We start from the raw sequence: 24,887 nt of genomic DNA on the forward strand, positions 1-24,887 counted from the left end.
TGGGTGTGTTGTTTGAGAACTGCACAGTGGACGCGAGCATCTTTGTTAGTAAGTGTTTAAGAGCGTACGGTGGATGCCTTGGCACCAGGAGCCGATGAAGGACGTAGGAGGCTGCGATAAGCCTCGGGGAGCTGTCAACCGAGCTGAGATCCGAGGATTTCCGAATGGGGAAACCCAGCACGAGTGATGTCGTGTTACCCGCATCTGAATATATAGGGTGTGTGGAGGGAACGTGGGGAAGTGAAACATCTCAGTACCCACAGGAAGAGAAAACAACAGTGATTCCGTGAGTAGTGGCGAGCGAAAGCGGATGAGGCTAAACCAATCAGATGTGATAGACGGCAGTCGTTGTCTGGTTGGGGTAGTGGGAACATTCTTCTCGACTCTGCCGAGTCGAGCAACAGTAAGAAACCAAGTTGTTAGTTGAAGTGGTCTGGAACGGCCTGCCATAGACGGTGATAGTCCGGTAAACGAAAACTTCTTGGCTGTTGTGGATGTCTCCCGAGTAGCAGCGGGCCCGTGAAATCTGCTGTGAATCTGCCGGGACCACCCGGTAAGCCTGAATACTCCCTGGTGACCGATAGCGGACTAGTACCGTGAGGGAAAGGTGAAAAGTACCCCGGGAGGGGAGTGAAATAGTACCTGAAACCGTGCGCTTACAATCCGTCAAAGCCCTCCACTTTCGAGTGTGTGGGGTGATGGCGTGCCTTTTGAAGAATGAGCCTGCGAGTCATCGGTGTGTGGCGAGGTTAACCCGTTGAGGGGTAGCCGTAGCGAAAGCGAGTCTGAATAGGGCGAAATTCAGTCGCACATTATGGACCCGAAGCGGAGTGATCTACCCATGGCCAGGGTGAAGCGACGGTAAGACGTCGTGGAGGCCCGAACCCACTTAGGTTGAAAACTGAGGGGATGAGCTGTGGGTAGGGGTGAAAGGCCAATCAAACTCCGTGATAGCTGGTTCTCCCCGAAATGCATTTAGGTGCAGCGTCACGTGTTTCACATCGGAGGTAGAGCTACTGGATGGCCTAGGGGGCCTACAAGCTTACCGAAGTCAGCCAAACTCCGAATGCCGGTGTGTGAGAGCGTGGCAGTGAGACTGCGGGGGATAAGCTTCGTAGTCGAGAGGGAAACAGCCCAGATCGCCGGCTAAGGCCCCTAAGCGTGTACTAAGTGGAAAAGGATGTGGGGTCGCTTAGACAACCAGGAGGTTGGCTTAGAAGCAGCCACCCTTGAAAGAGTGCGTAATAGCTCACTGGTCAAGTGATCCTGCGCCGACAATGTAGCGGGGCTCAAGTACACCGCCGAAGCCGCGGCATTCACACAATAACCCGTCCTGCATTCGTGCAGGGCCAGGTGTGTGGATGGGTAGGGGAGCGTCCTGTGGCCGTGGAAGCAGCAGTGTGAACTAGCTGTGGAGGCCACGGGAGTGAGAATGCAGGCATGAGTAGCGAAAGACGAGTGAGAAACTCGTCCGCCGAATGACCAAGGGTTCCTGGGCCAGGTTAATCCGCCCAGGGTGAGTCGGGACCTAAGGCGAGGCCGACAGGCGTAGTCGATGGACAACGGGTTGATATTCCCGTACCCGTGTATCCGCGCCCAATGCTGAATCAGTTGTGCTAACTGTCCAAATGTTGTCTTATCGAGCCTTCGGGTGAGAGGGATGATTGCTGCACAGGACCCCGGTTGTAGTAGGTAAGCGATGGGGTGACGCAGGAAGGTAGCTGGGCCAGGTGATGGAATACCTGGTGTAAGCGTGTAGGGAGTGTGATAGGCAAATCCGTCACACACATATCCTGAGACGTGATGCGTACCCGTTGAGGGGAATTCAGTGATCCTATGCTGCCGAGAAAAGCCTCTAGCGAGCTGGTACACGGCCCGTACCCCAAACCGACACAGGTGGTCAGGTAGAGAATACTAAGGCGATCGAGAGAACTGTGGTTAAGGAACTCGGCAAAATGCCCCCGTAACTTCGGGAGAAGGGGGACCTGCCCTGGTGACGAGTCTTGCACTCAGAGCTGGGGAAGGTCGCAGAGACCAGAGAGAAGCGACTGTTTACTAAAAACACAGGTCCGTGCGAAGTCGTAAGACGATGTATACGGACTGACGCCTGCCCGGTGCCGGAAGGTTAAGAGGACCGGTTAGCGGACTTTGTCCGCGAAGCTGAGAATTTAAGCCCCGGTAAACGGCGGTGGTAACTATAACCATCCTAAGGTAGCGAAATTCCTTGTCGGGTAAGTTCCGACCTGCACGAATGGCGTAACGACTTCTCTGCTGTCTCAACCACAGACTCGGCGAAATTGCATTACGAGTAAAGATGCTCGTTACGCGCGGCAGGACGAAAAGACCCCGGGACCTTCACTATAGCTTGGTATTGGTGTTCGGTACGGTTTGTGTAGGATAGGTGGGAGACTGTGAAAGCGGCACGCTAGTGTTGTGGGAGTCGTCGTTGAAATACCACTCTGATCGTATTGGACTTCTAACCTCGGACCATGATCTGGTTCAGGGACAGTGCCTGGTGGGTAGTTTAACTGGGGCGGTTGCCTCCCAAAATGTAACGGAGGCGCCCAAAGGTTCCCTCAGCCTGGTTGGCAATCAGGTGTTGAGTGCAAGTGCACAAGGGAGCTTGACTGTGAGACTGACAGGTCGAGCAGGGACGAAAGTCGGGACTAGTGATCCGGCACCGGCAAGTGGAAGCGGTGTCGCTCAACGGATAAAAGGTACCCCGGGGATAACAGGCTGATCTTCCCCAAGAGTCCATATCGACGGGATGGTTTGGCACCTCGATGTCGGCTCGTCGCATCCTGGGGCTGGAGTAGGTCCCAAGGGTTGGGCTGTTCGCCCATTAAAGCGGCACGCGAGCTGGGTTTAGAACGTCGTGAGACAGTTCGGTCTCTATCCGCCGCGCGCGTAAGAAACTTGAGGAAGGCTGTCCCTAGTACGAGAGGACCGGGACGGACGAACCTCTGGTGTGCCAGTTGTTCCGCCAGGAGCACTGCTGGTTGGCTACGTTCGGAAGGGATAACCGCTGAAAGCATCTAAGCGGGAAGCCTGTTCCAAGATGAGGTTTCTCTCCCACTTGATGGGTTAAGGCCCCCTACAGACCATGGGGTTGATAGGCCAGAATTGGAAGCCAGGTAACTGGTGTAGGTGACTGGTACTAATAGGCCGAGGGCTTACTACAAAGGTGTTACGCGTCCACTGTGCGGTTTCTGAAACAACAGACACTGCAGCACACTCACACAGACCTTTTTTGGGGTTGTTGTGTGGGGAGCGCTGTCTAGTTTCATAGAGTTACGGTAGTTATAGCGGTGGGGAAACGCCCGGTCCCATTCCGAACCCGGAAGCTAAGGCCACCTGCGCCGATGGTACTGCACTCGACAGGGTGTGGGAGAGTAGGACACTGCCGGAACATCATTGCGAAAGGCCCTCCAACTTCGGTTGGAGGGCCTTTTTGCGTTTCCGTAGTGGGCCGCGTCACTCTGGAGTATGTTGTCGAGAACAACATTCGCTCCAGCTCGACCGCCCACCAGGCGGTGGTTCCACGAAAGGCCCACGCTCATGCGTCAGGGGATCTTCGGCATCGCGGCCGTCTCGATCGCACTTCTCACCTCGGTCACCGCCTGCGGCGACGACACTACGACCTCTTCGGGAGCCGGCGCCAAGATCGGCGTCATCCTGCCCGACAGCAAGACCTCGGCGAGGTGGGAGACGGCCGATCGCAAGTATCTCCAGCAGGCGTTCGACGCCGCGGGGATCAAGGCCGACATCCAGAATGCCCAGGGCGACAAGAACGCCTTCCAGACGATCGCCGATCAGATGATCACCAATGGCGCCTCGGTGCTGATGATCACCAACCTCGACAGCGGCACCGGCAAGGCGGTCATCCAGAAGGCCAAGGCCCAGGGTGTGACGGTGATCGACTACGACCGGCTGACCCTCGGCGGCGGCGCGCCGTACTACGTGTCGTTCGACAATGTGAAGGTCGGACAGCTGATGGGCGACGGCCTCGCGAAGTGCCTGGCCGACAAGCGGGCGGCGAAACCGGTCGTCGCCTACCTCAACGGCGGCCCGACCGACAACAACGCGGCGCTGTTCAAGAGCGGCTACGACGGCGCGCTGAAGCCGAAGTTCGACGCGGGTGAGTACGTGAAGGGCCCGGATCAGGCCGTCCCGGAATGGGATAACACCAAGGCGGGCACCATCTTCGAGCAGATGCTCACCGGGACGCCGAACCTCGGCGGTACCGTCGCGGCCAACGACGGTCTGGCCAACGCCGCCATCGCGGTGCTGAAGAAGCAGAAGCTGAACGGGCAGATCCCGGTGACGGGTCAGGACGCGACGGTGCAGGGCCTGCAGAACGTGCTCGCCGGCGATCAGTGCATGACCGTGTACAAGGCGATCAAGCTCGAGGCCGCCGCCGGTGCGAAGCTCGCGATCGCGCTGGCCAACGGTGAGCAGGGCGAGGCGCCGAGCACCGTCGACGACCCCGAGGCGAAGACCAAGGTGCCCGCGGTGCTGCTCGAGCCGAAGGCGATCTTCAAGAACACTGTGAACGACGTCGTCGCGGACGGATTCGTCGACAAGGCCGAGCTGTGCACCGGTGAATTCGCCAAGCTCTGCGCGGATAACGGCGTCCGCTGATGGCCGACACCCCGCTCATCGAACTACGCGGAGTGGAGAAGAGCTTCGGCCCGGTTCACGTCCTGCACGATATCGACTTCTCCGCCTTCAGCGGTGAGGTGACGGCGCTGGTCGGCGACAACGGCGCGGGCAAGTCCACCCTGGTCAAATGCATCGGCGGCACGCATGCGATCGATGCGGGCGAGGTGCTGTTCGACGGAAAGCCGGTGCAGATCGGCAACCCGAGGGACGCGGCGGAGCTGGGGGTCGAGATCGTGTATCAGGATCTCGCGCTCTGCGACAACCTCGACATCGTGCAGAACATGTTCCTCGGCCGCGAGAAGAAGCACGGCATCGTGCTCGACGAATACGGCATGGAGGAACTGGCGGGCGCGACCCTGGCCGGGCTGTCGGTGCGGACGGTGAAGTCCGTGCGGCAGAAGGTGGCGAGCCTGTCGGGTGGACAACGCCAGACCGTCGCCATCGCCAAGGCCGTGCTGTGGAACAGCAAGGTGGTGATTCTGGACGAGCCGACCGCGGCGCTCGGTGTCGCCCAGACTCAGCAGGTGCTCGAACTGGTGCGCCGCCTGGCCGACAAAGGTCTTGCGGTGGTGCTGATCTCGCACAACATGAACGATGTCTTCGCGGTCTCGGATCGCATCGCGGCGCTGTACCTGGGCCGGATGGCGGCCCAGGTACGGACCGCGGATGTGACCCATTCGCAAGTCGTCGAACTGATCACCTCCGGCCGTAGCGGGAGCCTCGGAATCGGAGTGCAGGCATGAGCACGGTTGTCACGGACAAGGCCGCCGAGCCCGCCGCGCCGGTGACTGAATTGGTCACCGGTTACGTCGCGCGGGTTCGCAGCGGCAATATGGGTGCATTGCCCTCGGTCATCGCGCTGGTCGTGCTGTCGGTCGTGTTCTGGATCGCACGACCGGTGTTCATGACGCAGGGCAATATCGCGAACCTGCTCACCCAGGGCGCCGCCATCGCGGTGATCGCGATGGGTTTGATCTTCGTGCTGCTGCTCGGTGAGATCGACCTGTCGGCCGGCTTCACCAGTGGTGTGTGTGCCGCGGTACTCGCGGTGTTGCTCACCGACAAGGGATGGCCCTGGTACGCAGCGGTTCTCGTGTCACTGCTCGCCGGCGTGGTGATCGGGCTGACTATCGGGGCGATCGTGGTGAAGGTCGGGGTCCCGTCGTTCGTGGTGACATTGGCCGCGTTCCTGGCGCTGCAGGGTGTGGCGCTGAAGATCATGGACAACGGCCGCAATATCTCCATCCACGACGAGACGATCCTGGCGATCGCGAACAAGAACGTGCCGCCACTGCTCGGCTGGGTGATGTATCTGGTGCTGCTCGCCGGGTTCTCGTTCGTGCAGTACCGAAAGTTGCGGGCGCGCACCACCCTCGGGCTGACCGGCGAGACGGCACCGGTGGTCGCGTTGCGGATAGCGACTGTCGCGCTCGTCGCGGGGATCGCGGTGCTGGTGCTCAATGACGAGCGCAGTCGCAACCCGGAGGTCAACTCGCTGCAGGGCATGCCGATCGTGGTGCCGATCATCATCGCGCTGTTGTTGCTGTGGACGTTCGTGCTCGATCGCACCTCGTTCGGTAGGCATGTCTACGCGGTCGGTGGGAGCGTGGAAGCGGCTCGGCGCGCGGGCATTCCGGTCGATCGGATCAAGATCAGTGCCTTCGTGCTGTGCTCGACCATGGCCGCCGTCGGCGGGTTGATCGCGGCCTCGCGGGCCAACTCGGTCGATCCGAACACCGGTGGTTCCGACGTGCTGCTCACCGCGGTCGGTGCGGCGGTGATCGGTGGCACCAGCCTGTTCGGTGGTCGCGGCCGGATGCTGGACGCGGTGCTCGGTGCGGCGGTGGTCGCGGTGATCAACAACGGGATGGGGCTGATGGGCTACAGCGCGGGCACGAAATTCGTTGTGACAGGATTCGTTCTGCTGCTCGCGGCGGGGGTGGACGCGCTGTCCCGCAAGCGTTCGCTGCCAGGAAGTTGACCATCGACCGGGAAGGCTGGGCCGAATGAGGGCTGCACCCGCCCCGGACGAGATCCGAACACGCAATCTCGCCGTGCTGCTGCGCCACGTCCATCTGAGTGGCCCGGTCTCGCGGGCGGAGCTGGCCGAGCGAATGGGCCTGAACCGCAGCACCATTCTGGCGCTGACCGCCGACCTCGCCGCTGCCGGGCTGGTGAGTGAGGAACTGCCACGCCAGACCGGCAAGGCCGGACGGCCGTCGCTGGTGGTGCGGCCGGAGTCGGAGCGGGTGTATGTGCTCGCGTTGGATGTCGGTGCGGACCGGCTCGCGGTGGCGCGGGTCGGTCTGGGCGGTGTGATTCTCGACCAGCGCGAAACTCCGCGCGACAGTACGGCATTCGATCCCGATGAAGTGATCGAATCGCTCGCCGTGATGGCGGAGACGATGATCGGCACGGCGGCGCACGACAGTGTCTGCGTGGGTGTCGGTCTCGCGTTCTGCGGGATGGTGCGCGAGGGCGACGGTGTCGTGCGGTACGGGCCGAACATCGGCTGGGTGGATGTGCCGGTCGGCGCGAAACTGTCGCAGCGGCTGGGGGTTCGGGTCGTCGTCGGCAACAACGCCAACCTGGGTGCGGTCGCCGAGCGCGAGCGCGGTGTCGGGGTGGGGGTGTCGGATCTGATCTACCTGCACGGTGAAGTCGGCATCGGTGGTGGCGTCATCATGGGTGGCGAGTTGCTCGGCGGTGAGGGCGGCTACGGCGGTGAGGTCGGGCACATGATCGTCAACCCGGGTGGGCGGGCGTGCCGATGCGGTTCGCGCGGTTGCCTCGAAGCCGAGGCGGGCGAGCTGGCGTTGATCGCCGCGGCGGGACGTGCTGACCTCACCGGTCGGGCCGCGGTCGAGGCGATCGTGGACGCGGCGAGCCGCGGTGACGCGACCGCCCGCGACGCGCTGCACCAGGTCGGTGACTGGCTCGGCTACGGGGTGGCCAACCTGGTCAACATCTTCAACCCGACAATGGTCGTGTTCGGTGGCGTGCTGCGCGAGATCTATCTGGGCTCCGCCGCCCAGGTCCGGAGCAGGCTGGCCGTGAACGGACTGCTCGCGGTGCGCGAACGGGTCCGGCTACGGACCTCGGCGCTGGCTGACGACGCGCCGCTGATCGGGGCCGCTGAGCTGGCGTTCGCCGATGTGCTGACCGACCCTCTGCAGACATTGGCGCGTAGCTCCGGTGGTTGACCGGTCGGCATCGGCCGGGCGGCTATCGTGAAAGTCATGGCGACGACCAGGATCGGTACGCAGATCAACGCTCCTCGTTCGGCCGTCTACCAGCTACTGGTGGACGGCGACGCGGTGGCTGCCTGGATGATGCCCGACGGGATAGCTGTCGAGGTACATCGCTTCGAGCCGGTGGAGGGCGGATCGTTCTCGATCACCCTCACCTACGACGATCCCACCGACACGGGGCAGCACGACGCGGGGACTGTCCGGCAGCAGCACGATGCCTATTTCGGGACATTTCGCTCGTTGATCGCGGATGAGCAGGTGGTCGAGGTGCTGGAATTCGTCACGGAGAAGCCGGACATGACCGGGGCCCAGACCGTCACCTTCACTCTGACCGACGCTGACGGCGGCACGCACCTCGAGGTACTGCATGAAGGGGTACCGGCCGGGCTCGGTCCCGTCGAGAACGAGATCGGCTGGCAGCTGGCGCTCACGAAACTGGTGGCGCTCGCCGAGCGGGGGACCATCGGCTGAGTGCCGCCGGTGCGCTGATCGCGCTGGTCAGCGCACTGCCCGCACCGAGGGTTTCAACGTACGGCGTCGTCGGCGCGGGGCGTGATCTGCGAGCCGGGGACCAGATTCCACGTTTCGAGCTGCTTGCGGATCTGTTCTGCCGCATCGATATTGAGCGGTCCGCTGGTCCACAGCGCGTAGGGCAGGTTGAAGAACCGGCTGTCGCGGACCGCGCGTAGACCGTTGATGCCCGGCTTGGCACGCAGCAGGTCGACCTTCTGCGCGTAACTCTGGCCGGGGTAGTCGACGAACATGATCGCGTCCGGGTCCGCGGCCGCGAGACGCTCCCAGGAGACCTTGGTCCAGGTGTCGTCGACATCATCGAGGATGTTGCGGGCACCCGCGGCTTCGAGGATCGCCTGCGGCGCACCGAATCTTCCGCTGGAGAAGATGGTGTCGGTGCCGCTGTCGAACAGGAACACGGTCGGGGGTTTCGCCGGCTTCGGTGCGGCGGTCAGGGCGGCGAGCCTGCGGTCGAGGTCGGCGGTGACCTCGGCGGCGCGGTCGGGGTGTCCGGTGATCGTGCCGAGGTCGGTGAGGTCGGTGCGCAACGCGGTCCACGGCTCGACGGTGCCGCGTGCGGCCGCGCCGTCGAGTTGACGACAGCTCTCGGTGAGGACATAGGCGGCGATGCCGTCTTTCTGCAGCGCCGCTGGGGTCAGGTTGCTCGCCTCGTCGTAGCCGTAGCTCCAGCCGGCGACCATGACGTCCGGGCGTTGGGCGAGCACGGTCTCGCGTGAGGGGTATTCGGGTGCAACAGATTTCAGGCCGTCGACGATGTCGGCGCCGTAGTGCGCGCGCAGCGTATCGGCGTCGCGCTGAATGCTCGAGACCGCGGCGACCTGGTCCTGCGCACCGAGGGCGAGCACCATCGAGACGAGATTCCCGTCATTGACGAACAGGCGCTGCGCGGGGGCGGGAAACTGGGATTGCTTGCCGCAGTTGCTGATCGGGACCGTCGTGGCGGACTGCGTGGCGGTGCCGGTGCAGGCCGTCAGAATGGCGGCCATGGCAGTGGTGGCCAGGATTCGGCCGTGGTTGTTCATCATCGCGCCTCTCGCGGGGTGATCAGCAGGTGGTGTTCGCCGGTCGTCGGATGCTGGACGCGCGCGGCATCGACACCGAAGACCTGGGCGACGACATCGGGGGTCAGCGCCTCGCCCGGTGGTGCGGGTGGTCGGGTGGAACCGTTGTGCAGCACGATGATCCGATCGCAGTAGCGATCGGCCAGTGACAGATCGTGCAGGGCCGCGACGACGGTGCGGTTCAGGTTTCGCATCAGGGCGAGCAGCTCCAGCTGATGGGTGACGTCGAGGTGGTTCGTCGGTTCGTCGAGGAGCAGGACGGGGGTGTCTTGGAGCAGGGCCCGGGCGAGTAGTACCCGTTGCCGCTCGCCGCCCGACAGGTGCTGCACCTGTCGGCCCGCGAAACCGGGCATATCGACCGATCCCAGAGCCTGTGCCACCCGTCGCTGTTCGCGCGGGGCGCCCAGACCCCACGGCGGCAGGTAGGGCGTCAACCCGAGGGCGACCACTTCGCCGACGAGCATGTCGGCGGGCGGACTCTCGTCCTGCGACACCAACGCCACCGTCGCGGCACGGTGCCGGGGCCGGAGAGCGTGCAGGTCCTGGCCGTCCACGAGCACCTGGCCGTGTGCCGGTCTGTTGACACCGGCCAGCACCCGCAACAACGTCGACTTGCCGCTGCCGTTGGGCCCGACGATGCCGACGGTCTCGCCGGACTTGATCGAAAAATCAGCGCCGACAACGATATTCCGCCGCCCGATCGCGCAGGTGAGCGCGGCGGCTCGCATTTCGCCTGCTCCCTCCGCCGTGCGCGACCCTTCGGCCCGGCCGCGCGAATCGAGCGAGCCCGCCTCCTCGGCTCGCGAATCGCTGCCGGCCGCAACGCCGCCAGGCGAAGGCCTGCCGAGGTCGTAGGTGGTTTCGTGCTGTGCGAGAGCGTGTGGTGCGTTGTCGGGGCTCGTTGCTCGTCGGCTGAAGACCCGCTGATAGCGGCTCATGACGTGCCGAATTGGTAGCGGCGTCGGCCCATCAGCAAGAGGAAGATGGGTGCGCCGATGAGGCCGGTGAGGACGCCGACGGGTATCTCGGTGGGGCGCACCAGTACTCGGGTGGCGGCATCGGCGACGACCAGGAACAACGCACCGCCGAGCGCGCAGGTGGGCAGCAGGTCGCGGTGGCGTGGGCCGACGATCATCCGCGCGGCGTGCGGGACGACCAGCCCGACGAAACCGATGCCGCCCGACACCGCGACGAGCACCCCGACGAGCACCGCGAGCAGCACGAACAGGCCGATGCGTAGGTGCCGCACCGGAACTCCGACCGACGACGCGGTATCCGCGCCGAGGGTGAGCGCGTCCAGCCAGCCCGCCATCGCCATCAGGATCGCGCCGCACGCCACCACGACCGTGAACGGCAGGGCCAGAGTCGTCCAATCAGCACCGGCGAGACTGCCGAGCAGCCAGAACAGCACCGACTCGGCCGCCGCGGGATCGGTGCTGCGAAACACCAGGAAGCTGCTGAACCCGGCGAACGCCGAACCGAGCACAGTGCCGGTGAGAATTAGCCGCAACGGTGTGAGACCGCCCTGGGCGAACGCGATCAGGAATACCAGGGTCGCGGCGCCGAGCGCGCCGAGCAGCGCACCGCCCGACAGTGCCCAGATGCCCGCACCGGCGAACAGGCCGGAGGTGATGACGGCGGCCGCGCCGACTCCCGCACCGGAGGAGACACCGAGCAGGAACGGATCCGCCAGCGGGTTGCGCACCAATGTCTGCATCGCCGCGCCGGCCAGCGCCAGCCCGGCACCGACGACCGCTGCCAGCAGGGTGCGTGGCACTCGGAGCTGCCAGACGATGGTGTCGATGCCGAGGTCGGTGGGTGTCGTGCCGCTGAGCCGGGCGGTGAGGGTGTCGAGGACCGCGGCGACGGGCACGATCTCCGCACCGAAGCCGGTCGCGCCGATCATGGCCACCAGTAACAGGGCCCCGAGCAGGGGTAACGCGAGCGAGATCCGAGCACGGATCATCGCGAATTCTCCACAGGCAAGGCGCGGCCCTTTCAGAGGGTGTCCCGGCGAGGGAGGTCTGACTTTCGCCGTGAGGCGATCACAGTGGCGCGACCGTCCCGGAATTACACCGGATTCCCGCACCCGCCGGGGAGGACAACGCGACTGTACGCGGCACGCGGTGCCACGTGGCTGGGTGGGTACGGGTGAACGAATCCGGCCCTTCGAATCACCGGAAAGCTAAAGGTGTTCGGCGGCGGGCGCGGTTGCTTGAATTCGGTGTATGTACCGACCGAATACCTCTCGAACCGGCCTGCGTGGCCGCGCCACCGCCGCACTCCTCGCGGTGGCAACCGTTGCGACGCTCGGCCTCACCGGCTGCGCGCAGGGCAATGACGCGCCGGTCGGTACCCCCGACGAACCGCTACCGACCGAGGTGCCGCCGGGGACCACGCTCGTCGTCGCCGATCAGCAGGAACGCCTGCAATCGGCGCTGCGGCTGTCCGGTGAGCTGGACAAGCTGCCGTTCAAGATCGAGTTCGCGAACTTCGTCGGTGGCCCGGCCATCCTCGAGGCGTTCCGGGCGGGCGCGGCCGATGTGGGTCAGGTGGGTGATGTTCCGCCGATCCACGCGCTGGCCGCGGGCCAGGACGTACCGATCATCGGCTCCTATCAAACCAACCCGCAGGCGATGAAACTCGCTGTCGCACCCGGACGTTCGATCGCGAAGCTCGCGGATCTGAAGGGCAGGAAGATCGCGTACGCCGAGGGCACCGCCCAGCAGGCGTCGGTGCTGAAGGCGCTCACCAAGGCGGGTCTGAAGCCCACCGAGGTGGAACTGGTCCGGCTGCAGCTGGCCGAGTTCCCCGACGCGGTGCGCACCGGTCAGGTCGATGTGGCGCCGCTGATCGAACCCAACGTGACCCGGTTCCTGCGCACCCAGGGCGCCTCGCTGATCCCGGATTCGGAGACCACGGGCATCTACAGCGGCCTCGCGTACGTGTACGCGCGCCGGGCGGTGGTCCAGGATCCGGCGAAGGCCGCCGCGACTCGCGCCCTGGTCGGTGCGTTCGTGCGGGCCTGGCAGTGGACCAACACTCATCGCGAGGAATGGGCGAGCCGGTACTACATCGAGAGCCAGAAGGTCAGTGCCGACGACGCCGAGCGGATCGTCGAATCGCTGGGCACCTACACCTTCCCGCACCTGGACCAGCAGCTGATCGCCCGGCAGCAGGCCACCATCGACGCGATCGACGCCGTGGGTGAGCTGCCGAAGAAGATCAAGGCCGCCGACGGGTTCGACCTGCGCTTCGACGCCGCGGTCACCGAGGCCGTCACGGCCAGCGGGGCGGCGTTCGCGCCGGCGGCGAGCTGATGGCCACCCTCGACGTCGGCGTCCTGCGCCGGATCAGGACGAGCGCCGTGCCGGTCGAGGCGCTCGCGCCGCGTGGGCGGGGCAGACGCAGGCTGGGACCAGGCAAACCGATCCCGTTCGGTTTCGCCCTCGGTCCGGCGCTGCTCATCGGCACCTGGGTGATCGGCTCCGCGATCGGCGCCATCGACCCGGAGACGCTGCCCGCACCGTGGACGGTCGCGCAGACCGCCGCAGACCTGATCGCCGACGGCCGGTTGCAGTCCAACCTGCTGACCTCGTTGCAGCGAGCCGTGATCGGCCTGGTCCTCGGTGTGGCGATCGGCGTGGTGCTCGCGCTGATCGCTGGGCTGAGCCGGATCGGCGAAGCGGTAGTCGACGGTCCGGTGCAGATCAAGCGGGCGATCCCGACGCTGGCGCTGATCCCGCTGTTCATCGTCTGGTTCGGGATCGGCGAGCAGATGAAGCTGATCGTGATCACCACCAGCGTGCTCATCCCGATCTACATCAACACCCACGCCTACCTGCGCAGCGTGGACGCGCGCTATGTGGAACTCGCTGAGACGGTGGGCCTTTCGCGGTGGGGGTTTCTGCGGCGGATCGCGCTGCCGGGGTCGCTGCCCGGCTTCTTCCTGGGGTTACGGCTGGCGGTGACCATCTCCTGGTTGGCGCTGGTGGTGGTCGAACAGGTCAACGCGACCAGCGGCATCGGCTACCTGATGACGCAGGCGCGCACCTACGGGCAGATCGATGTGATCGTCGTCGGCCTGGTGATCTACGGGCTACTCGGACTGTTCGGCGACCTCGCCGTGCGGGCAACGGAACGAAAGGTGCTGGCATGGCGACAGACACTGGGCGACTGAGCTCCGACGAGCGGGTCGTCGTAGGTACCCGCGCGCTGACGCGCGGCTTCGGCAGGCGAATCGTGTTGAACGGCATCGATATCGAGATCCGGCGCGGTGAGTTCGTAGCGTTGCTCGGGCGCAGCGGCTCCGGGAAGAGCACGCTGCTGCGAGCGCTCGCCGAACTCGATTCCGAGGTACCCGGTTCGGGCGAGCTGACGGTGCCTGCGCAGCGCGCGGTGGTGTTCCAGGACTCGCGGCTGCTGCCGTGGGCGCGGGTGCTCGACAATGTGGTGCTCGGGTTGACCGGGCGTGATGCCGGGCAACGGGGGCGGTCGGCGCTGGCCGAAGTGGGACTGGCGGGGCGCGAGAAGGCTTGGCCGCGTGAGCTTTCCGGAGGTGAACAGCAGCGGGTGGCGTTGGCCAGGTCGCTGGTGCGCGCACCGGAACTACTGCTGGCCGACGAGCCGTTCGGCGCGCTCGACGCGCTGACCAGGATCCGGATGCATGCCCTGTTGCAGGCGCTGTGCGAGCGGTATCGACCCGCCGTGCTGCTGGTGACCCACGATGTGGACGAGGCTGTGTTGCTTGCCGATCGGGTGCTGGTTCTCGACGAGGGCCGGATCACGATCGATCAGCGGATCGAAACCCCACGCCCGCGCAGGCACGCGCACCCGGAGTTCGTGCGGTTGCGCGAGACGCTGCTGGCCGGACTCGGTGTCGACACCACAGAATTCGAGAAGGTGAAGCAGGCGTCATGAGTGCACCGCGTCAACTGAGTCTCAACGCGTTCATCTACCCGTCCGGGCACCACGAGGCCGCCTGGCGGCATCCCGACAGCAGGCCCGACCGCATCTACGACGTCGCCTACTACCAGGAGATCGGGCGGACCGCGGAGGCGGCGAAGCTCGACGCGGTGTTCTTCGCCGACGGACCCGCCCTGCGCACCGACGTGCGGCACAATGCCGCGCCCGGCCTCGAGCCGATCACTCTGCTCACCGCGATCGCCGCGGCGACAACACATCTGGGCCTGATCGCGACCGCCTCGACCACCTATTACGAGCCTTACAATCTGGCGCGGCTGTTCTCCTCGCTCGACCACATCTCCGGTGGACGTGCGGGCTGGAACATCGTCACCACCGGAACCGATCTGGCCGCGGCGAATTTCGGACTCGAACGCCACCCTGATCACGCCGAACGCTATGCCCGCGCACGGGAATTCGTCGACGCTGTGGTCGGGCTGTGGGACAGCTGGGAGGACGACGCGATCGTGCTCGATCGTGCCGCCGGTATCTACGCCGACCCGGACAAGATCCACCCGATCGACTTCGTCGGCGAACATCTCAGTGTGCGTGGACCGTTCAACTCGGCCCGAACACCACAGGGCCGTCCCGTGCTGGTGCAGGCGGGCGCATCGAACGAGGGGCGCGCCTTCGCCGGCAAGTACGCGGAGGCCATATTCACCGCCCACCAACGACTTTCGGACGCGCAGTCGTTCTATGCCGATATCAAGTCCAAGGCAGCCGAGTTCGGACGCAGCGCCGACGAGGTGAAGATCCTGCCGGGGATCAGCCCGTTCATCGCCGGCACCGAGGCCGCCGCACTGCGTCTGGAACGCGAGTTCAACGAACTGACAGTGCCGGCATACGGAATCAAGCAGCTCGAATCGATCACCGGAACCTCGCTGCGTGGTCTCGTGCTCGACGAGCCGGTACCCGTGGAAGTGTTCGCGGGGGCGGGCGATGTCACCGACAACGCGCAGAGCAGATTGCAGGTCGTCGCGGGGATCGTCGAGCGGGAACGGCCAACGCTGCGAGGGCTACTGCACCGGCTGGCGGGTGCGCGCGGGCACCGGGTGTTCGCGGGAACGCCCGAGCAGGTGGCTGACACCATCGAGGAGTGGTTCACACAGGGTGCGGCGGATGGCTTCAACGTGATGCCGCCGTACTACCCCGGTGGACTCGAGGTCTTCGCCGAAACGGTGGTGCCGATCCTGCAGGAGCGCGGGCTGTTCCGCACCGAATACACCGGGACCACGCTGCGCGACCACTTCGGACTCGCTCGACCGCGCAGTCAGTTCGCGCAGACGCCCGCCGCTGTCGGATGAGCCCTGATTCCGACGGAAGTTGTTGCCCTGGTCGAGGTAGCCGCGGCAGGGCGCGATGAGCGCGGCCGCGCTGGACGCCGAGCCGCTGCGCCTGCGTTCGCTCGTCTGGCCGGTGTTCGCGCCGATGGCGTTGTACGGCACCGGAACCGGTGCCGCCGCACCCATGTACGCCTTGCGCGCACTGGATCTCGGGGCGTCGGCGGGCACGGCCGGGCTGATCGTGGCGCTCGGTGGGCTCGGGATGGTGCTCGCCGATCTTCCCGCGGGCCGGATCGTCGCCCGGATCGGCGAGCGGGCGGCGATCGGGGTCGGCAGTGTGCTCGGCACGGTCGGGGTGCTCGCGGCGATCTTCGCGCCGAATCTCGGAGTACTCGCGCTTGGCCTGCTGCTCAACGGGGCGGCGGGCGCGGTGTGGGGGTTGGCACGGCAGACGTATCTGGTGTCGGTGGTGGCGCCGGAACAGCGTGGGCGGGCGATGTCGACGCTGGCCGGTGCGCACCGGCTCGGCTTCTTCTGCGGGCCGTTTTTCGGTGCGGCACTGGTGCACGGGCTCGGGCCGGTCGGTGCGCTGTGGTTGCAGTTGGTCACCACGGTGGCGGCGTCGGCGGCGATGGTGGCGATCCGTTCCGGTGACCTCGACGATCCGTCGACGCTGCGGCCACTGCACACGGTGCTGTCCGAAAACCGCAGGGCGCTGAGCACGCTCGGGCTCGCCGCGGTAGCGGTCGGCGCGGCGCGGGCATCGCGCACGGCACTGTTGCCGCTGTGGGCGGCCCATCTCGGTATCGACGCCGCGACCACCAGTCTGCTGTTCGGCCTGGCCGGCGCGGTCGACGTCCTCATGTCGTACCCGGCCGGGGTGTGGTTGGACCGCGCGGGCAGCCGGGTGACCGGCATCGCCTGCGGCATCTGCTTCGCCGCCGGTTACGCGGCCCTGCCCTTCACCCACTCCGCGCTCACCATGGGCGCGGCGACCATGCTGCTCGGCCTGGCCAACGGGCTGAGCAACGGCCTCATCATGACCGTCGGCGCTTTCGCCGCACCGGAGGACCGCCGCGCGGAATTCCTCGGCGCCTGGCGCCTGACCCACGACGTGGGAATGTTCGCAGGTCCGGTCGCTGTCGGCCTGGTGGGCGCCGTCGCGGGCTTGGCCGCCGCCGGGGCCCTGCTCGCTGTCGGCGTCGGCCTCGGCACCGTCGCGATCTACCGCTGGTTCCCCGGGCGAGTGCAGCCACGAATGGTCAGCGATGAATGAGACTCTGGCCCAGAGCGTTTCGGCGCACGACCTGGGCCTGCGGTGATGTAGTGGCCTATCGCCACGCGGGATCGCGGCCGGTGAGACTCAGGATTCGGTCGAGGAGGGGCGCACCGGGCGCGACCGGGATCTCGGGTCCGTAGATACCCATCGCACGGCCTTGGTCGGCGGTGGCCATCACTTCGTTGTGGACGTAGCGCAGCAGGTCATCGTCCCAGTACAGGGTGGTGTCGAGGGCGCGGGCGAGATCCCAGCCGTGCACGGTCAGCTCTCCGACAACCATGCCGCCGACCAAGGACGCGGGCAGCTCCATCGGGCCGCCCATTCGGGTGACGCCCCGGGCCGAAGTGGGTGGTGCGGCGCTACCGGCTGCACGAGGTCACCGAGCGTCTCGCCGACGGAGTGGAGATCGACTGGGCCGCGCTTGCCGCCGCGTTGGGCTATGCCGACCAGGCCCATCTGAGTCGCGACTTCCGCACGATTTTCGGGGAACCGCCGACCCGGTACGCGCAGCGCTACGAGCAGGGGTAACGGCTCGCGCGGGCGGAGGCTGCCGTTTCAGATGGCCGGATGGTGACCGGCACGGGCTGACAGCCGCCCCTACAGTGGAGTTATGTCGTCATTCGATCGGCATCCGTCCACCGTCGCGGACTTCGACGATGCGCGTCGGCGGGAACGGTTGCGCGAAACCCGGCTGGGTCACGCGTGGTGCCGCTGGCGCCGGACGAGGTTGGCGGCGCTGCGCATCGGCGGGGTGCTGCTGGTCGCGATGATCGTGTTCGGGCAGTACTGGGTGCATGATGTGGTTCCCGAGCGCGAGCGGCTGGCGCAGACCACGCCGGAGTTGCTGCCTGCGAATCTGCCTGCGGATTCCCGGGATTGGGATACGGCGGTCGTCGATATGGTCGGGCTCGGGGGAGTCAACGCGGTGCCGACCGCCAAGGCATTGCCCGCGCTGAGTCGGCTGGGGGTGGTGTGGGCCGTGCGCTACGACAACGCGGGTATCGACACCAAGGTCATCGCCGAGATGATCGTGCGGGCCGCCAAGTACGGCAATGTGCGCAATATCGTGCTGGTCGGGCACAGCATGGGCGGGATCATCGCGCTCGAAGTGGCGCGGCACATCCACCTCGGTAGCGATCGGCGCTTGGTGGCCGTTGTGCTGGATTGCACACCGATGGACCTGGATGCGGTGCGACCCGAAAGTCGTAGTCGTGGTGCCGATCTGGTGCGATGGCTGGGCTGGTTGCCGGGTGCCAGAGAGAGCAGGCTGCTGCGCTTCGCGGTCGAGATGTCGGTGCGGCGTGAACGTTTCGCGCAGCGCGACGGGCTGTTCTACGACATCGACTATCGCGCGATGGGCGCGGCGGCGTCGGAGGTGTTGCGCGACAAGATCTTCTCGCGAGATGCGGCCAGTAACGGGTTGATCGAGTCGCAGTTCCTGGCGATCGTCGCGGGCGGCGGCACCGCGGATCTCCGGGCGCTCGGCCGGCCGAATCCGGACAAGCGAAACCCGGCCATCGTGTTCATCCGCCCCCGCGACGCCGCCCGCGACGGCGTGGTGGACGTGGCCTATTCCCACGACGTGCTGATCGAACACGCCGGTGGCGTCGACGGCACACTGTCGGTAGTGCGGCCGGGTCAGATCGAACACGCGAATCCGATTCAGCGACCCGGCGAATACAACGAGGTCATCGAATCGCAGGTGCTGCCGTTCGTGCGCCGCTTCCAGGAAGCCAATCGCCACGATCCGCCCTGATCAACGCACGCGGGTACCGAGAATGGTGCGCACGCCCGCGATGAACAGCTGCAAGCCGAAGTCGAATCGGGCGGTGGGATCGGGGGTTTCGAGCAAGGGCGTGTTGTCCTCGCCGAGCGCGCCGACGGAGTCCATCTGCATGCGCGACTGCTCGTCGACGGTCTGGCCGAGCACGTAGTAGAGCAGGGTGTAGGCCGTGAGATCGGCTTCCTCCCTGGTCATTCCGGCGCGAATGACGATGCCGGCCAGGCGTTCCCGCGCCTTGCTCGTGGTCAGCCGCGAGGCATAGGTAGCCGACACCAGTTCGGCGCCGTCGCGGAAGGCGAGCAGGCAGTCGCGCAGCCGATGCGCCAACTCGGTGAGCTGGGAGGGCCACTCGGTGGCGGTGATCGGCTCGTCCATCGGGGCGAGAATCCGGTCGGCCACCGCGCCCAGCAGGGTCTGCTTGTCCTTGACGTGCCAGTACAGCGCCCCCGGCTGTACCTGCAGCGAGCCCGCGAGGCGGCGCATCGTCAGGTCGGCGAGCCCGTACTGGTCGAGAATCGCGACGGCGGCATCGACCACATCCGTCTTCCGCAGTTGCACGCGCGTCCTTTCGTGGTGAATTTCCGACCCGAGTGTCGTGACTCACTCGTAGCCGCTACCCTATCCTGAACACCGTTCAAGTTGCACGGCCACGCCGGGTGGATCACGCCCACGGCTCGTGCGCATACCCCCGTCGAAGGGACATCACGTCGTGACACAGGCACCCGTCCAGACCGATATTCTGGCCATCGCCCGTGAGCAGGTGCTCGAGCGCGGCGAGGGCCTCACCGAGCAGCAGGCCGTCGAGGTGCTGCGCCTCGGCGACGACCGCCTGGAAGCGCTGCTCGAGCTCGCCCACGACGTGCGGATGAAGTGGTGCGGCCCGGAGGTCGAGGTCGAGGGCATCATCAGCCTCAAGACCGGCGGTTGCCCCGAGGACTGCCACTTCTGCTCGCAGTCGGGCCTGTTCCAGTCGCCGGTGCGCGCGGCCTGGCTCGACATCCCCAGCCTGGTCGAGGCGGCCAAGCAGACCGCCAAGACCGGCGCCACGGAGTTCTGCATCGTCGCCGCCGTGCGCGGGCCCGACGAGCGCCTGATGGCGCAGGTCGCCGCGGGTGTCGAGGCCATTCGCAACGAGGTCGACATCCAGGTCGCCTGCTCGCTCGGCATGCTCAACCAGGAGCAGGTCGACCAGCTCGCCGCCATGGGCGTGCACCGCTACAACCACAATCTCGAGACCGCCAAGTCGCACTTCCCCAAGGTCGTCACCACCCACTCCTACGAGGAGCGCTTCGAGACGCTGCGGATGGTGCGTGAAGCCGGCATGGAGGTGTGCTGCGGCGGCATCCTCGGCATGGGCGAGAGCATCGAGCAGCGCGCGGAGTTCGCCACGCAGCTGGCCGCGCTGAGCCCCGACGAGGTTCCGCTGAACTTCCTCAACCCGCGTCCGGGCACCCCGTTCGGTGACCTCGAGGTACTGCCCGCCGCCGACGCGCTGCGCGCGATCGCCACCTTCCGGCTCGCGATGCCGCGCACCATCCTGCGCTTCGCCGGTGGTCGCGAGATCACCCTCGGCGACCTGGGCGCCAAGCAGGGCATGCTCGGCGGGATCAACGCCGTCATCGTCGGCAACTACCTCACCACCCTCGGCCGTCCCGCCGAGTCCGATCTGGATCTGCTCGGCGAGCTGAGCATGCCGATCAAGGCGTTCAACGAAACACTGTAAATCGCTGTGTACGATCGAGTATCGACCCAGGTCGGCAGGGATGACACGACCGCCGAGTCGCACTTCACGGAGGCGGTAACCGCATTGGATGAGCGCTACAACCCGTTCACGGGTAAGCGGATCGTGCCCGGAATCGACGACGCGATGCCCGCGTCGGCCACGCTCGGTCTCGAACCGCCGCGATTCTGCGAACACTGCGGGCGCCGGATGATCGTGCAGATCAGCCCCGACGGCTGGTGGGCCAAGTGCTCGCGGCACGGTGTCATCGAATCGGCGCGGTTGGAACGCCGGTAGTGCTCGGCCGCGGGGAGCGTCCGGAGGTATTGCGGCGCGAGGTCGTCGGCGTCGGCGTCGTCATGGCCGTGGTGCTGGTGGCGAGTGCGGCGGCCGGCGTGGTCTGGGGTCTGCTGGCGCCGACCGAGCGGTTGCGGGTGACCCAGCCCGGTCGCGCCGCGGTACTCACCGGCGAGAGCATGCACCTGTTCGACGCGGTCGGGATGTTCCTGTGCATCGGCGCGGTGGTCGCGGTGTTGAGCGCGGTCGGTGCCTGGCGGGTGCGGGTCGCGCGGGGACCCGCGCTGGTGCTCGGCGTGCTGCTCGCCTCCGGGCTCGGCGCGGTGCTGATGATGTGGATCGGCGAAGGGGTTGCGGGCGTGCGTCATCCGCGCCCCGACGACCCGGCGATCGGTCAGATCGTCGCGCTGCCCGCGGAAGTCGGCACCGATCTCGCCCTGCTGGTGCAACCGTTTCTCGCTGCCCTGGTGCTGTTGTTCCTCGCCGCGTTGCACCCGGCCGCCGATCTCAATACCGGCGCCGCCGGGCTGCTCGGTGACTTGCGCCCAGCCGACTTCGCCGACGACGCCGACGAATACCGGCTGCCGTACGGCGCCGAACAGTATCGGCCGAGCGGCGATTTCGATCCGAGTTCGCAACCCCGCGGCTGAGTGCCCATAGCGCGATACCATTTTCGCATAACAGCAGGTAGGTACTTGCTTGCGATGCGAGAGGAACGGTCGTGGGATTCATCGGTGGTGGTCCGGTCGTCGAGGAACTCGACGCGAGATTCTGGCGGCTCACCGAACCGCTGACCTATCAGGGCGCGGTCGAAACCTTCACCGTCCCCAGCGGATTCCGCACCGACTTCGCGTCGGTGCCGCGCGCGCTGGTGTGGCTGATTCCCCGCTACGGCGCCTACACCCGGGCCGCGATCCTGCACGACTATCTGTGCCGCACAGGCGAAGTCGGGCCCGCCGACGCGGACGGGATATTCCGGCGCAGCCTGCACGAGGCCGGGGTATCGGTGCCGCGGCGCTGGATGATGTGGGCGGCGGTGCGCCTCGGCAGCAGGTTGCGTGGGGCTCGCGCGGTCGATGTGCTCGGCTGGTTGCTGATCGCGGTGCCCTCGGTGGTCTTCCTCGCGGTGCCTGTTGTGGTGGTGACTGCCGCGCTGCTGGTCTTCTGGGTGGTCGAACTGGGTTTCTGGGCGACCGGACGGATCGCCCGCCGCACCGCGGCGCCACCACCGAAGCCGCAGATGAAGACCGCCTGAGCGCGGATCTCACCCGGAACGGGGGAGGTGGCGGCGTTTTCGCGTGGCTAGCGTTCGGCGCATGTCCGAGCCGAGCACCGACGCCGCAGCACCGCCCGCCGAGTGGTCGATTCCCCGCGGCCTGATCGTGTTGCTGTCGCTGGCCGCCGCCGTCGTCACCATCGCCGGGTTGAAAGCGTTCTCCGGGATCGTCGGGCCGGTCTTCCTCGCGCTCATGCTCACCGTCGCGGTGGAGCCGTTGCAGAGCTGGGCACAGCGGCGCGGATGGCCCGCGTGGGCGGGGATGGCGGTGGCGCTCGCCGCGGTGGTGGCGATCATCGTCGGCATCGGTGGTGCGCTCGCGCTGTCGGCGGTGCAGTTGGCCTCACTGCTGCCGGAATACGCGGACAAGCTGAACTCGCTGCTCGACAACGCGCGGGGGTGGCTGTCGGACCTGGGCGTCAGCACCGAGCAGATCCACAGTGTCCTCGATGGCGTGGACGTCGGTAAGGCGGTGGGCGCCATCGAGATGCTGCTCGGTGGGGTTCTCGGGGTGTTCTCGAATCTGTTCTTCGTGCTGGCGCTGCTGCTGTTCATGGCCGTCGACGGCATGACGATGGCCAAGCGGATGGAGTTCGTGGCGCGGGAGCGGCCCGCCATCGCGAACGCGCTGACCTCCTTCGCCACCGGGACCCGCAAGTACCTGATCGTGTCGACGGTCTTCGGCGCGATCGTCGCGGTGATCGACGGCGGCGCGCTGTGGTTGATGGGTGTGCCGTTGCCGATTCTGTGGGGGCTGCTGTCGTTCATCACCAACTACATCCCCAACATCGGGTTCGTCATCGGCGTCATCCCGCCCGCGCTGCTCGCGCTACTCGACAGCGGTCCGGTGCTGATGATCTGGGTGATCGTGATCTATTCGGTGATCAACTTCGTGATCCAGTCGATCATCCAGCCCAAATTCGTCGGTGATGCCGTGGGACTCGGGGTGACCATCACGTTCTTGTCGCTGGTGTTCTGGGCGTGGGTGATCGGTGCGCTGGGGGCGCTGCTGGCGATTCCGCTGACCTTGCTGGTGAAGGCGCTGCTGCTCGACATCGATCCGACGACGCGATGGGCGGATGTCTTGATCGGCGCGCCGATCGACAAAAAGACTGCGCCGCAGCAGAAGTCGGGCAAGGCTGCCGCGACCGCGGTGGACAAGGAATAGACCTCGGCGTGGATCGGTTCACCGGAAAACCAGTGGAATGTGGTCGTACCAGCTCCTTATCCTGGCGACATCGAAGTTTCGGGGGAGGACCTGACCATGAAGACCGCAGCCGAGCAGGCCGCTGAACAGCCCGCCGAGCGACCCGATCTGGTCGCCTGGCGCCGCCGCCACGCCCTGCGCAGCTCGTCCGCCGCCACCGCGGTGCCGAGTGGGCGCGCCTACCGGCGCTCGCCCAAGCACCGCGACCGCCGCCACGAATCCTGAACGGGCCGGACTATTCCGGTTCCGTCCGGGTCAGCACCACCAGCGGCAACGGCTTGTCGACCTTGGCCTGATATTCGGCCAGCAACGAATTCTCCGCCAGTGCCCACGCCGCGAACTCGTCGTATCGCTCGCCCGTCAGTACGTCGGCTTTCGCCGCGAACTCTTCCCCACCCAACTCGATCGTCACCCGGGGATCAGCCTTGGCGTTGTGATACCAGGCCGGGTACTTGTCCTCCATGAACGAGCTCACGTACATCACGTCGCCGCGATACAACGCACCCAGCGGAACTACGTGCGGCTTACCGCTTTTGGCGCCGGTCGTCGTCAGCAGCAGCAACGTGGCGCCCGCATAGTCGCCCCCGACTCTTCCCTCGTTCTCGCGGAACTCCGTGATGACCCCGTCGTTCCAGCCTGCCATCTCCTCCTCGGAGAACTCCTTGTTCCATGGCGCGTCAGGGTCGTCGTAGGAGGTGGTTTCTTTCGCGTCCGCTCGGTTGTTGTCCATGCCTGCAGTGTGACACCGCCCACCGACAACTTTCGGTCCTCCGCCGCGGTCCGCACGGTGATGCGGTAGCCGAGAGGCATCCCGCTGGGTCCGGTCAGGTCGGGGGGCGTAGGGCCGCGAACTCGTCGGTGACGCGGAGGCCGGAGTCGGTGAAGCGATAGAGGGCCGCGGGCCGGCCGCCTGCTCGGCCGGAGGGCGCGGTGGCACCGGTGGGGGTTATGACCTTGCGGCGGGTGAGGACTCGTTGGAGGTTGGTGGTATCCACGTCGTAGCCGAGTGCGGCGCAATAGATTTCGCGCAGGGTCGACATGGTGAAGGTGTCGGGAGCGAGCGCGTAGGCGATGTTGGTGTAGGAGAGTTTGGCGGCAAGGCGGGTGCGGGCGTGGTCGACGACGGTGCGGTGGTCGAAGGACATGTCGGGCAGGTTCGAGACCGGGTGCCAGGTGGTGTCGGAGGGGAGTTTGGGTTCGGTGGTGAGGGGGACCAGGCCGAGGTAGGCCGAGGCGATGCGGCGCGGGGCCGGGACGCGCTCGGGATTGCTGAACACCGACAACTGCTCGAGGTGGTGCAGGTCGCGCACGTCGACCTTCTCGGCGAGCTGGCGCCGCGCGGAGGTGTCGAGGTCCTCGTCGTCGCGCAGGCGGCCGCCGGGTAGCGACCACGTGCCCTTCTGCGGATCGAGCGCGCGTTCCCACAGCAGGACCGCCAACTCCGGGTACTTGGCGCCTCTACCTGCGGAAATGCTCGAGGGGAAGCGGCGAACCTGGAACACCGCGGTGAGCGATTCGTGGATGGTGTTACTATGGGGCACGTTTTCGATTGTAAGTCGAAAACCTGGTTTG

Annotated in this window: 24 protein-coding genes, 2 rRNA genes, 1 pseudogene and 1 riboswitch; of the genes and pseudogenes, 20 read left to right on the forward strand and 7 right to left on the reverse strand. The window is 66.1% G+C overall.

What is annotated here, in order from left to right; all coding sequences use genetic code 11:
- Positions 1–46 precede the first annotated feature (46 nt).
- From ACQHI0_RS04990 to ACQHI0_RS05020, 7 genes are all read left to right on the forward strand, one after another.
- Positions 47–3,181 (forward strand): 23S ribosomal RNA (locus ACQHI0_RS04990).
- A gap of 111 nt (positions 3,182–3,292) precedes the next feature.
- A 5S ribosomal RNA gene (gene rrf, locus ACQHI0_RS04995) occupies positions 3,293–3,409 on the forward strand.
- Positions 3,410–3,558: 149 nt separating this feature from the next.
- On the forward strand, positions 3,559–4,641 hold the full coding sequence (locus tag ACQHI0_RS05000) for a sugar ABC transporter substrate-binding protein (RefSeq protein WP_427906746.1): 1,083 nt from the start codon (positions 3,559–3,561) through the stop codon (positions 4,639–4,641).
- Positions 4,641–5,405: an ATP-binding cassette domain-containing protein gene (locus ACQHI0_RS05005; protein ID WP_427906747.1), complete on the forward strand. Its 765-nt coding sequence runs from the start codon at positions 4,641–4,643 to the stop codon at positions 5,403–5,405. Before ACQHI0_RS05000 ends, ACQHI0_RS05005 begins: the two co-directional genes overlap by 1 nt.
- The gene (locus ACQHI0_RS05010; protein ID WP_427906748.1) at positions 5,402–6,643 is read left to right on the forward strand and encodes a sugar ABC transporter permease; all 1,242 of its coding nucleotides are present in this window, start codon (positions 5,402–5,404) and stop codon (positions 6,641–6,643) included. Before ACQHI0_RS05005 ends, ACQHI0_RS05010 begins: the two co-directional genes overlap by 4 nt.
- A 25-nt stretch (positions 6,644–6,668) precedes the next feature.
- Positions 6,669–7,865, forward strand: coding sequence for an ROK family protein (locus tag ACQHI0_RS05015; RefSeq protein WP_427906749.1), 1,197 nt, complete (start codon positions 6,669–6,671; stop codon positions 7,863–7,865).
- A 36-nt stretch (positions 7,866–7,901) separates the two neighbouring features.
- The gene (locus tag ACQHI0_RS05020) at positions 7,902–8,384 is read left to right on the forward strand and encodes an SRPBCC domain-containing protein (RefSeq protein ID WP_427906750.1); all 483 of its coding nucleotides are present in this window, start codon (positions 7,902–7,904) and stop codon (positions 8,382–8,384) included.
- A 53-nt stretch (positions 8,385–8,437) separates the two neighbouring features.
- Here the strand turns inward: ACQHI0_RS05020 and ACQHI0_RS05025 are convergent, their stop codons facing one another.
- The 3 genes and pseudogenes from ACQHI0_RS05025 to ACQHI0_RS05035 form a co-directional block, all read right to left on the reverse strand.
- On the reverse strand, positions 8,438–9,469 hold the full coding sequence (locus ACQHI0_RS05025; RefSeq protein ID WP_427909086.1) for an ABC transporter substrate-binding protein: 1,032 nt from the start codon (positions 9,467–9,469) through the stop codon (positions 8,438–8,440).
- A pseudogene (locus tag ACQHI0_RS05030) lies at positions 9,469–10,176 on the reverse strand (ABC transporter ATP-binding protein); the annotation flags it as partial. The pseudogene ACQHI0_RS05030 and the gene ACQHI0_RS05025, both read right to left, overlap by 1 nt.
- Positions 10,177–10,442: 266 nt before the next feature.
- Positions 10,443–11,474, reverse strand: a complete 1,032-nt coding sequence (locus ACQHI0_RS05035) for a FecCD family ABC transporter permease (RefSeq protein WP_427906751.1) — start codon at positions 11,472–11,474, stop codon at positions 10,443–10,445.
- Between the two features lie 17 nt (positions 11,475–11,491).
- Positions 11,492–11,638: riboswitch (cobalamin riboswitch) on the reverse strand.
- 98 nt (positions 11,639–11,736) lie between these two features.
- Here ACQHI0_RS05035 and ACQHI0_RS05040 point away from each other — a divergent pair.
- Genes ACQHI0_RS05040 through ACQHI0_RS05060 form a run of 5 tightly spaced genes read left to right on the forward strand, consistent with a single transcriptional unit; the run spans position 11,737 to position 17,029 of the window.
- Complete coding sequence (locus ACQHI0_RS05040; RefSeq protein WP_427906752.1) at positions 11,737–12,828, forward strand: ABC transporter substrate-binding protein; 1,092 nt, start codon at positions 11,737–11,739, stop codon at positions 12,826–12,828.
- On the forward strand, positions 12,828–13,688 hold the full coding sequence (locus ACQHI0_RS05045; RefSeq protein ID WP_427906753.1) for an ABC transporter permease: 861 nt from the start codon (positions 12,828–12,830) through the stop codon (positions 13,686–13,688). Before ACQHI0_RS05040 ends, ACQHI0_RS05045 begins: the two co-directional genes overlap by 1 nt.
- The gene (locus ACQHI0_RS05050; protein ID WP_427906754.1) at positions 13,664–14,428 is read left to right on the forward strand and encodes an ABC transporter ATP-binding protein; all 765 of its coding nucleotides are present in this window, start codon (positions 13,664–13,666) and stop codon (positions 14,426–14,428) included. Before ACQHI0_RS05045 ends, ACQHI0_RS05050 begins: the two co-directional genes overlap by 25 nt.
- Positions 14,425–15,774 carry an LLM class flavin-dependent oxidoreductase gene (locus ACQHI0_RS05055; RefSeq protein WP_427906755.1) on the forward strand — a complete coding sequence of 450 codons (1,350 nt, stop codon included), beginning with the start codon at positions 14,425–14,427 and terminating at the stop codon, positions 15,772–15,774. Before ACQHI0_RS05050 ends, ACQHI0_RS05055 begins: the two co-directional genes overlap by 4 nt.
- Positions 15,775–15,829: 55 nt before the next feature.
- Positions 15,830–17,029 carry an MFS transporter gene (locus tag ACQHI0_RS05060; RefSeq protein ID WP_427906756.1) on the forward strand — a complete coding sequence of 400 codons (1,200 nt, stop codon included), beginning with the start codon at positions 15,830–15,832 and terminating at the stop codon, positions 17,027–17,029.
- Between the two features lie 55 nt (positions 17,030–17,084).
- Here the strand turns inward: ACQHI0_RS05060 and ACQHI0_RS05065 are convergent, their stop codons facing one another.
- Entirely contained in the window at positions 17,085–17,342 is a 258-nt protein-coding gene (locus ACQHI0_RS05065; RefSeq protein ID WP_427906757.1) for a hypothetical protein, read from the reverse strand.
- A 41-nt stretch (positions 17,343–17,383) separates the two neighbouring features.
- Here ACQHI0_RS05065 and ACQHI0_RS05070 point away from each other — a divergent pair, with 41 nt between their 5' ends.
- Positions 17,384–17,560 carry a helix-turn-helix domain-containing protein gene (locus tag ACQHI0_RS05070; RefSeq protein ID WP_427906758.1) on the forward strand — a complete coding sequence of 59 codons (177 nt, stop codon included), beginning with the start codon at positions 17,384–17,386 and terminating at the stop codon, positions 17,558–17,560.
- An 82-nt stretch (positions 17,561–17,642) separates the two neighbouring features.
- Positions 17,643–18,788 carry an alpha/beta fold hydrolase gene (locus tag ACQHI0_RS05075; RefSeq protein WP_427906759.1) on the forward strand — a complete coding sequence of 382 codons (1,146 nt, stop codon included), beginning with the start codon at positions 17,643–17,645 and terminating at the stop codon, positions 18,786–18,788.
- Here the strand turns inward: ACQHI0_RS05075 and ACQHI0_RS05080 are convergent, their stop codons facing one another.
- Positions 18,789–19,373, reverse strand: coding sequence for a TetR/AcrR family transcriptional regulator C-terminal domain-containing protein (locus ACQHI0_RS05080; RefSeq protein ID WP_427906760.1), 585 nt, complete (start codon positions 19,371–19,373; stop codon positions 18,789–18,791).
- Between the two features lie 151 nt (positions 19,374–19,524).
- Between ACQHI0_RS05080 and bioB the strand changes: the two genes are divergently transcribed.
- The 6 genes from bioB (at position 19,525) to ACQHI0_RS05110 (ending at position 23,540) form a co-directional block, all read left to right on the forward strand.
- Positions 19,525–20,538, forward strand: a complete 1,014-nt coding sequence (gene bioB / locus ACQHI0_RS05085) for a biotin synthase BioB (protein ID WP_266287331.1) — start codon at positions 19,525–19,527, stop codon at positions 20,536–20,538.
- Positions 20,539–20,622: 84 nt separating this feature from the next.
- Positions 20,623–20,832, forward strand: a complete 210-nt coding sequence (locus ACQHI0_RS05090; RefSeq protein ID WP_427909087.1) for a hypothetical protein — start codon at positions 20,623–20,625, stop codon at positions 20,830–20,832.
- Positions 20,832–21,482, forward strand: coding sequence for a DUF2567 domain-containing protein (locus tag ACQHI0_RS05095; protein WP_427906761.1), 651 nt, complete (start codon positions 20,832–20,834; stop codon positions 21,480–21,482). Before ACQHI0_RS05090 ends, ACQHI0_RS05095 begins: the two co-directional genes overlap by 1 nt.
- Before the next feature lie 71 nt (positions 21,483–21,553).
- Positions 21,554–22,087: a DUF1353 domain-containing protein gene (locus tag ACQHI0_RS05100; protein WP_427906762.1), complete on the forward strand. Its 534-nt coding sequence runs from the start codon at positions 21,554–21,556 to the stop codon at positions 22,085–22,087.
- A 61-nt stretch (positions 22,088–22,148) separates the two neighbouring features.
- The gene (locus ACQHI0_RS05105; RefSeq protein ID WP_427906763.1) at positions 22,149–23,276 is read left to right on the forward strand and encodes an AI-2E family transporter; all 1,128 of its coding nucleotides are present in this window, start codon (positions 22,149–22,151) and stop codon (positions 23,274–23,276) included.
- Between the two features lie 96 nt (positions 23,277–23,372).
- A complete protein-coding gene (locus ACQHI0_RS05110) occupies positions 23,373–23,540 on the forward strand; it encodes a hypothetical protein (protein ID WP_427906764.1) in 168 nt (55 codons plus the stop codon).
- A gap of 10 nt (positions 23,541–23,550) precedes the next feature.
- On the opposite strand, the gene ACQHI0_RS05115 is transcribed toward ACQHI0_RS05110, so the two are convergent.
- Entirely contained in the window at positions 23,551–24,045 is a 495-nt protein-coding gene (locus ACQHI0_RS05115; RefSeq protein WP_427906765.1) for a nitroreductase/quinone reductase family protein, read from the reverse strand.
- Positions 24,046–24,139: 94 nt separating this feature from the next.
- Positions 24,140–24,856, reverse strand: coding sequence for an NUDIX hydrolase (locus ACQHI0_RS05120; RefSeq protein WP_427906766.1), 717 nt, complete (start codon positions 24,854–24,856; stop codon positions 24,140–24,142).
- Positions 24,857–24,887 lie beyond the last annotated feature (31 nt).

It is taken from the genome of Nocardia sp. FBN12, from assembly GCF_050320175.1.
Lineage (GTDB): Bacteria > Actinomycetota > Actinomycetes > Mycobacteriales > Mycobacteriaceae > Nocardia.

Excerpts from the sequence above, each read along its gene's own strand:
- ACQHI0_RS05000 (WP_427906746.1), top strand. The coding sequence starts at position 3,559 with ATGCGTCAGGGGATCTTCGGCATCGCGGCCGTCTCGATCGCACTTCTC.
- ACQHI0_RS05005 (WP_427906747.1), top strand. The coding sequence starts at position 4,641 with ATGGCCGACACCCCGCTCATCGAACTACGCGGAGTGGAGAAGAGCTTC.
- ACQHI0_RS05010 (WP_427906748.1), top strand. The coding sequence starts at position 5,402 with ATGAGCACGGTTGTCACGGACAAGGCCGCCGAGCCCGCCGCGCCGGTG.
- ACQHI0_RS05015 (WP_427906749.1), top strand. The coding sequence starts at position 6,669 with ATGAGGGCTGCACCCGCCCCGGACGAGATCCGAACACGCAATCTCGCC.
- ACQHI0_RS05020 (WP_427906750.1), top strand. The coding sequence starts at position 7,902 with ATGGCGACGACCAGGATCGGTACGCAGATCAACGCTCCTCGTTCGGCC.
- ACQHI0_RS05025 (WP_427909086.1), bottom strand. The coding sequence starts at position 9,469 with ATGAACAACCACGGCCGAATCCTGGCCACCACTGCCATGGCCGCCATT.
- ACQHI0_RS05035 (WP_427906751.1), bottom strand. The coding sequence starts at position 11,474 with ATGATCCGTGCTCGGATCTCGCTCGCGTTACCCCTGCTCGGGGCCCTG.
- ACQHI0_RS05040 (WP_427906752.1), top strand. The coding sequence starts at position 11,737 with ATGTACCGACCGAATACCTCTCGAACCGGCCTGCGTGGCCGCGCCACC.
- ACQHI0_RS05045 (WP_427906753.1), top strand. The coding sequence starts at position 12,828 with ATGGCCACCCTCGACGTCGGCGTCCTGCGCCGGATCAGGACGAGCGCC.
- ACQHI0_RS05050 (WP_427906754.1), top strand. The coding sequence starts at position 13,664 with ATGGCGACAGACACTGGGCGACTGAGCTCCGACGAGCGGGTCGTCGTA.
- ACQHI0_RS05055 (WP_427906755.1), top strand. The coding sequence starts at position 14,425 with ATGAGTGCACCGCGTCAACTGAGTCTCAACGCGTTCATCTACCCGTCC.
- ACQHI0_RS05060 (WP_427906756.1), top strand. The coding sequence starts at position 15,830 with ATGAGCGCGGCCGCGCTGGACGCCGAGCCGCTGCGCCTGCGTTCGCTC.
- ACQHI0_RS05065 (WP_427906757.1), bottom strand. The coding sequence starts at position 17,342 with ATGGAGCTGCCCGCGTCCTTGGTCGGCGGCATGGTTGTCGGAGAGCTG.
- ACQHI0_RS05075 (WP_427906759.1), top strand. The coding sequence starts at position 17,643 with ATGTCGTCATTCGATCGGCATCCGTCCACCGTCGCGGACTTCGACGAT.
- ACQHI0_RS05105 (WP_427906763.1), top strand. The coding sequence starts at position 22,149 with ATGTCCGAGCCGAGCACCGACGCCGCAGCACCGCCCGCCGAGTGGTCG.
- ACQHI0_RS05110 (WP_427906764.1), top strand. The coding sequence starts at position 23,373 with ATGAAGACCGCAGCCGAGCAGGCCGCTGAACAGCCCGCCGAGCGACCC.
- ACQHI0_RS05115 (WP_427906765.1), bottom strand. The coding sequence starts at position 24,045 with ATGGACAACAACCGAGCGGACGCGAAAGAAACCACCTCCTACGACGAC.